This is a genomic window from Mycobacterium sp., from assembly GCF_035506235.1.
Taxonomy (GTDB): domain Bacteria; phylum Actinomycetota; class Actinomycetes; order Mycobacteriales; family Mycobacteriaceae; genus Mycobacterium.
The window spans coordinates 1-7,189 of the sequence record NZ_DATJPU010000069.1 but is presented as its reverse complement, the minus strand read 5'-3'; the positions used below and the strand labels follow the sequence as shown (position 1 = coordinate 7,189).

Sequence of the window (7,189 nt, the reverse complement as noted above, 5' to 3'; positions counted from 1 at the left end):
CAGTTAGCTCGTGTCCGGCGCGGCCGTGGAGTTGTCGAACACCGCGGCCGCGCTGGCGTTTTCGTGGTAGACCGGAACTCATGAAGGCGATACGTGAGACGTTGGCCCCGGTCCTGTTCGCCGCGGCGACTGCTCTCGCGGTTGCCCCGGTCGCCTACGCCGATCCGCCGCCCCCGCCACCGTGCGTAAACGCCGACGGCACGCCGTGTGCGGGCATCGGCAACATCACGGGCAGTGGGGCTGACGTCAACATTCCCTACGGCCCCTTCGGTTCTGCCGACACCGGTGGCGCGAGCGGCGGTATCCCGTACGGGCCGAGTGGCTCCGCGAGCCGCGGCGGCGCGACCGGGTGCATCCCCAACGTCGGCTGCCTGAGCATCCCGGCGCCCTAACGACTCAGCCGCTGCGCCCGCGCTCCACGCGGTAGCGGCGAACCAACGTGTCGGTCGAACTGTCCGACTGCTTTGCCGGCGACGCGTCGCCTGTGATGACCGGCAGCAGCGCCTTGGCTTGGGTCTTGCCGAGTTCGACTCCCCACTGGTCGAACGAGTCGATGCCCCAGACGACCCCTTCGGTGAACACCTGGTGCTCGTAGAGCGCGATTAGCTGGCCTACCACCGACGGAGTTAGCTGCTGGGCGAGGATCGAGGTGGTGGGGCGATTGCCGGGCATCACCTTGTGCGGCACGACTTCTGGAGGCGCGCCCTCCGCGGCGATCTCCTCGGCTGTCTTGCCGAACGCCAACACCTGGGTCTGGGCGAAGAAGTTGCTCATCAACAGGTCGTGCATGCTGCCGGTGCCGTCGGCGGTGGCGAGGTCGTCGAGGGGCTGGCTGAAGCCGATGAAATCGGCCGGCACCAGCCGGGTGCCCTGGTGCAGCAACTGGTAGAAGGCGTGCTGGCCGTTGGTTCCCGGTTCGCCCCAAAAGATTTCGCCGGTGTCGGTGGTGACGGGCGTGCCGTCCGCGCGCGTCGACTTGCCGTTGGATTCCATGGTCAGCTGTTGCAGGTACGCCGCAAAGCGCGACAGGTCGTTGGAGTAGGGCAGCACGGCGCGCGATTGCGCGCCCATGAAGTTGGAGTACCACAGCCCGATCAGTCCCAGCAGGACCGGCGCGTTGGACTCCAGGGGCGCCGTCTTGAAATGCCGGTCGACGATGTGGAATCCAGACAGGAAGTCGGCGAAGGCCTCCTTGCCGATGGCGGCCATCAACGACAGGCCGATCGCGGAGTCGACCGAATACCGGCCGCCGACCCAATCCCAGAACCCGAACATGTTGTCGGTGTTGATGCCGAAGTCGTCGACCAGCCGTTTGTTGGTGGAGACGGCCACGAAATGCCTGGCCACCGCGGAGTCGCCGAGCGCGTCGGTCAGCCAGCGGCGCGCTGCGGTCGCGTTGGTCAGCGTCTCCAGCGTGGAGAAGGTCTTCGACGCGACGATGAAAAGCGTGGTGGCCGGGTCCAAGTCGGCCAGCTTCGCGATCAGGTCGGCGGGGTCGACGTTGGAGACGAAGCGCGCCGAAATCCCCGCATCGGCGTAGTGGCGCAGCGCCTGGTACGCCATCGCCGGTCCCAGGTCCGACCCGCCGATGCCGATGTTGACGACCGTGCTGATTCTTTTCCCGGTGGCCCCGGTCCATTCACCGCTGCGTAACCGGTCGGTGAAGTCGCCCATGGCGTCCAGCACGGCGTGCACGTCCTCGACCACGTTCTGGCCGTCGACGATCAGCTCGGCGTCGCGGGGCAGCCGCAGCGCGGTGTGCAATACCGCGCGGTCCTCGGAGGTGTTGATGTGCGCGCCGGAGAACATCTGATCGCGCCGCTCTTCGAGATTAGCCGTCCGGGCCAAGTCGACCAGCAGCCGCAGCGTCTCTCGGGTGACGCGGTGTTTGCTGTAGTCGACGTAGAGGTCGCCGACCGTGACGGTCAGCTCGCGGCCGCGATCGGGATCGTCGTCGAAGAACCGGCGGAGATGGGTGTCGCCGATTTGTTCGTGATGCCTGCGCAGGGCGTCCCACGCCGGGGTGGCGGTGATGTCGGGTATCGATTGTGCGGAGGTCACGGAGGTCATGGTTCGAGCCTAATGACGGTCGCGAGCGCGGCGTAGCCGGGCGCTGCGGGCCGTCACCATCGGACCGTGACGGTCGCGAGCGCGGCGTAGCCGGGCGCTGCGGGCCGTCAGTGGCCGAGGCGGCCTCGGCCCAGCCGCAACAGCAGCATCGCCAGATCCTTACCCTCGGGACCGAGCTCGCTGTAGCGTTCGATGACTTTCATCTCGCGGCTGTGCACCAGCCGGGTGCCGCCGGACGCCATGCGCACCTTGCCGATCGCCTGGGACACTTCGGCGCGCCGCTTCACCGCGGCGAGGATCTCGGCGTCCAATCGGTCGATCTCTTGGCGCAACTGTTCGATGTCGGTGGTCTCCGGGGACTCGACCGTCTCGATGTTCATCTCTACCAACTCCGCGTTCTCGTGATGTGGGGGTTCTGGTCTCATCCGTTATCGGGCCTCACAAAAGAGACGAGCCCCGAATCCGGAAGCGGACCACGGGGCTCTGCGGAAGCAGCTAGACCACGGACACCGCTGGCCGGTACCCGTAGAAAAATCGGCGCTGCGACACGTGGGTCGGGAGCCGAAGCTGCGCGTTGAGCACCAACCGAGTGTGCCACTAAGGACTGGGGCGGCGCAAAAATATGCGCCGGAAGCGGCCGGCGGGCGGCGTCCTGGGGATCCGGCGCGCCGGACGGCCTGGCCAGCCGAAGCAGTCGGTCGGCGGCGGTAGATTTGGACCGACATGAGTGTGCACGTGACCAGCAATACCGACGCCAAGTCCGCCCCCGAAGCCGACCAGCTGCTCGATGGGCTCAACCCACAGCAGCGCCTGGCGGTGGTGCACGAGGGCTCGCCGCTGCTCATCGTCGCCGGCGCGGGCTCGGGCAAGACGGCGGTCCTGACGCGGCGCATCGCTTACGTGATCGCGGCGCGCGGCGTCGGGGTCGGACAGATCTTGGCCATCACCTTCACCAACAAGGCGGCCGCGGAGATGCGCGAACGCGTCGTGCGGCTGGTGGGTAACCGCGCCCGCGCGATGTGGGTTTCCACGTTCCACTCGACCTGTGTGCGCATCCTGCGCAACCAGGCATCGCTGATCAGGGGGCTCAACTCCAACTTCTCGATCTACGACGCCGACGATTCGCGGCGCCTGCTGCAGATGATCGGTCGCGACATGGGTCTCGACATCAAGCGCTACTCCCCGCGCCTGCTGGCCAACGCCATCTCGAACTTGAAGAATGAGTTGATCGACCCCGACGAGGCCGTGGCCGGCCTGTCCGACGCCTCGGATGAGTTGAGCCGCACGGTGGCCTCCGTCTACGGCGAATACCAGCGGCGGCTGCGGGCGGCCAACGCGTTGGACTTCGACGACCTGATCGGGGAAACCGTCGCGGTGCTGCAGAATTTCCCCCAGATCGCCCAGTACTACCGGCGGCGATTCCGACACGTGCTGGTCGACGAATACCAGGACACCAACCACGCCCAATACGTGCTGGTGCGCGAGTTGGTGGGCACGGAAACCGAGGACGACGTGCCGCCGGCGGAACTGTGCGTGGTCGGCGATGCCGATCAGTCGATCTATGCGTTCCGCGGCGCCACCATCCGCAACATCGAGGACTTCGAGCGCGACTACCCCGACGCGAGAACGATTCTGCTGGAACAGAATTACCGCTCTACGCAAAACATCCTGTCCGCGGCCAACTCGGTGATTGCCCGGAACACCGGACGCCGGGAGAAACGCCTGTGGACCCACGCCGGTGCCGGCGAACTGATCGTCGGCTACGTCGCCGACAACGAGCACGACGAGGCCAGGTTCGTGGCCGAGGAGATCGACGCCCTCGCCGAGCGGGGCGAGATCACCTACAACGACGTGGCCGTGTTCTATCGGACCAACAACTCGTCGCGGTCGTTGGAAGAGGTCTTCATCCGCGCCGGCATCCCGTACAAAGTCGTTGGGGGAGTGCGCTTCTACGAGCGCAAGGAGATTCGCGACATCGTCGCCTATCTGCGGGTTCTCGACAATCCCGGCGACGCGGTCAGCATGCGGCGCATTCTCAACACGCCGCGCCGGGGCATCGGAGATCGCGCCGAGGCGTGCGTGGCGGTGTATGCCGAAAACACCGGCGCCGGCTTCGCAGACGCGTTGCAGGCCGCGGCCGATGGCAAGGTGCCGATGCTGAATACCCGCGCGGAGAAGGCGATCGCGGGTTTCGTCGAGCTGCTGGACGACCTGAGGGGCCACCTCGGCGACGAGCTCGGTGATCTGGTCGAGTTGGTGCTCGAACGCACCGGATACCGCCGCGAGCTGGAGTCCTCCACCGACCCGCAGGAGCTGGCCCGGCTGGACAACCTGAACGAATTGGTCAGCGTCGCACACGAATTCAGCACCGATCAGGCGAACGCGGCCGCGCTGGATGAGTCGCTGCAAACCCCCGAGGACGAAGACATACCGGACATCGGTGCGCTGGCGGCCTTCCTGGAGCGGGTATCCCTGGTCGCCGACGCCGACGAAATCCCCGAGCACGGAGCGGGTTTGGTCACGCTGATGACGCTGCACACCGCGAAGGGGTTGGAGTTTCCGGTGGTGTTCGTCACCGGCTGGGAGGACGGGATGTTCCCCCACATGCGGTCGCTGGACGACCCCACCGAGCTGTCCGAAGAGCGGCGGCTGGCCTACGTCGGCATCACGCGGGCCCGTCAGCGGCTGTATGTGAGCAGGGCCATCGTGCGGTCGTCCTGGGGACAGCCGATGCTCAACCCGGAATCGCGCTTCCTGCGGGAGATTCCGCAGGAGCTCATCGACTGGCGCCGCAGCGCGCCCCCGCCGTCGTTCAGCGCCCCGGTGAGCGGTGCCGGGCGGTTCGGCGCGCCGCGTCCGTCGCCGACGCGCTCAGGGGCAAGCAAACGCCCGCTGCTGGTGCTGCAACCCGGCGACCGGGTGACCCACGACAAGTACGGGCTCGGCCGGGTCGAGGAGGTCTCGGGAGTCGGCGAATCGGCCATGTCGCTGATCGACTTCGGCAGCTCGGGACGGGTGAAGCTGATGCACAACCACGCCCCCGTCAGCAAGCTCTGACGCGCCGAACGTGACGCCAGGGCGAGATTTTCGCCAATTCCTCGCCCCCAGGACACGTTCGGCGCAAACGGGGCGAAGGGCGCAAAGAAAAGTCAGTGCGCCTGCAGCCAGCGTTTGGTTTGAGGGTGAAAAGCCAGCGCCATGCTGGCGACTGGGAGCAGCCACAGGGTGTAGACGATCCACGCCACACGCGCGCCCGCGATGAACACGCCGCCGTAGGTCAGCACCGCGACGACCGCGCCGGCCGCGATGAGGTAACGCCCAAGCGGCCGATGCTGCAGCAGCATGATCACCCCGGAAACCGTGGTGATCGCAAACACCAGCGCCAGGAAGGCGACTGCGATGCAGAACAGGCGGTCGGTCCGCCACCATCCCGCGATCAGGTCGGTGGCCACCACCGACGTCGCCCAGCCGCTGACGATGGTGACGGCACTGGCGGCCACGACGGTCCGGCCGCTCGGCTCGTGGCCCGGCAAACCCGCGATCCCCCGTCGCACCCCGGAACGGGCGCCGTGATCGGGAGGTGACTGCCGCGGAATCTGCGTGGTCGGGGACTCCGGCACCACGGGCATCGGCCCCGTCGGTGCTCGCCGGATGATCCGCGTCTGCGATTCCGAGGGCCGCGCGGCGGACTCGGGTGTTGGCGCTGGAGCAGCGGGGTCGTTGGGCGGGGTCACCTCACCCAGCGTAGTTGCCGACGTTAAGACCCCGCTTAGCAAGCCATGGGACTGGGTCGATCCTTTCGGTGCCGCCCAGTAGCACCTCGAAGTGCAGGTGCGGCCCGGTGGAATTGCCGCGGTTGCCCATGGTGGCGATCTGGTCGCCGGCCATCACCCGCTGGCCGACGCTGACCAGCGTCGTGTTGACGTGGCCGTAGAGCGTGACCGTGCCGTCGGCGTGGCGGAGCTTGACCAGCGCACCGTAGCCGGCGGCGGGCCCGGCGTCGATGACGACACCGTCGGACACCGCATAGATCGGCGTTCCGATCGAGTTGGCGAGGTCGATGCCGGCGTGCAGCACGCCCCAGCGGTAGCCGAAGTTGGAGGTGAAGATCCCCTTCGTGGGCATGACATAGAGCGGCTGCTGCAACCGGGCCTCGCGCTGGGCGCGGTCGTTGGCGAAGGCCACGCCCTTGGCGAGTTCCTCGTTGTGCACCGCGGCATTCGCCAACGGCTGGACCGCGACCACCTGGGCGCCGCGGATCGTGTTGCTGCCCGCCCCGCCGGTAAGCGCCGACGCGTTGGCGGTCAGCACGGCATCCGTCTTGGGGGTATCGGCGTGGCTGGTCGCAGCGTGGGCCGCGGCGGCCGCCGCCCCGGCGGCCATCGCCGAGATCAGCAGGCGCCCCCGGGCCGCGCTGGTCGGCTGCTTACGGTGTTGCCCGCCGCTCCGTATCACCGGAATGACGTCGGTGACGTCCGCGTGATCGGGACGACGCGCTGCTGTGGTGGAGGCATCGGGCCGGAACCGTGCCGGGACCGCAACGGCTGCAGGGGCGGCGAGCAGCAACGGGCCCAGATCGTCGATGTCGTGGAGGTCGTCGAGCTCGGGAGCGAGCAGCACGCGGGATTCGTTGTCGAACGTCGAGTCGTTGCTGAAGTCCAGGTCTTCGAGATCGCCGGACTCATCGATGAAATCCAGGGTGCCGAAGTCGAATCCGTCGAGCGGGAGGATTTCGGTGACTTCGTTGCGGTGAGGCTCCGCCCACCGGCCGCCTGCTGCGCGGCCCACCCTCACCACGCCTGTCGTTTCGGCAAAAGGACGCGTCAAACGGTGCTGGGACAAGCTGAAATGTCCTCGTATCGTGACCATAACGTTATCTGGACCCTAGGAAGGTATCCGCTAACCGACGGGCTGGCAACCTCGGGCGAAGAACCCGGCCCGTTTTGTGATTCGCATCACCTTCGCGGGGTATCGATAGGCCGTGAGCTGCGCCACAACGGTGGACGCGACGATAGCAGGCATTCGACGGGTGGATACAGTGCCACCGTGCGAGTCGCCGATTCCGGCTGTCCCCGTTGAGGGACCCACGTATAGGCCTAGCAGCAAGTCGAGCGAAGAC

Annotated in this window: 6 protein-coding genes; 2 read left to right on the top strand and 4 right to left on the bottom strand. The window is 67.1% G+C overall.

Translation table 11 applies throughout. The features are described from left to right. The first annotated feature begins 80 nt into the window (after positions 1-80). Entirely contained in the window at positions 81-392 is a 312-nt protein-coding gene (locus tag VMD50_RS06405) for a hypothetical protein (RefSeq protein WP_325425972.1), read from the top strand. A 4-nt stretch (positions 393-396) separates the two neighbouring features. Here the strand turns inward: VMD50_RS06405 and pgi are convergent, their stop codons facing one another. Further along, positions 397-2,061, bottom strand: a complete 1,665-nt coding sequence (gene pgi / locus VMD50_RS06400; protein ID WP_325425974.1) for a glucose-6-phosphate isomerase — start codon at positions 2,059-2,061, stop codon at positions 397-399. A 116-nt stretch (positions 2,062-2,177) separates the two neighbouring features. Next, entirely contained in the window at positions 2,178-2,495 is a 318-nt protein-coding gene (locus tag VMD50_RS06395; RefSeq protein WP_325425970.1) for a chorismate mutase, read from the bottom strand. A gap of 298 nt (positions 2,496-2,793) precedes the next feature. Here VMD50_RS06395 and pcrA point away from each other — a divergent pair, with 298 nt between their 5' ends. Next, a complete protein-coding gene (pcrA, locus tag VMD50_RS06390; RefSeq protein WP_325425968.1) occupies positions 2,794-5,127 on the top strand; it encodes a DNA helicase PcrA in 2,334 nt (777 codons plus the stop codon). 92 nt (positions 5,128-5,219) lie between these two features. Here pcrA and VMD50_RS06385 read toward each other — a convergent pair whose 3' ends face one another. Together VMD50_RS06385 and VMD50_RS06380 are read right to left on the bottom strand one after the other, a co-directional pair. Next, entirely contained in the window at positions 5,220-5,804 is a 585-nt protein-coding gene (locus tag VMD50_RS06385) for a hypothetical protein (protein ID WP_325425966.1), read from the bottom strand. Between the two features lies 1 nt (position 5,805). Next, positions 5,806-6,858 carry a M23 family metallopeptidase gene (locus VMD50_RS06380; protein ID WP_325425964.1) on the bottom strand — a complete coding sequence of 351 codons (1,053 nt, stop codon included), beginning with the start codon at positions 6,856-6,858 and terminating at the stop codon, positions 5,806-5,808. Positions 6,859-7,189: the final 331 nt, after the last annotated feature.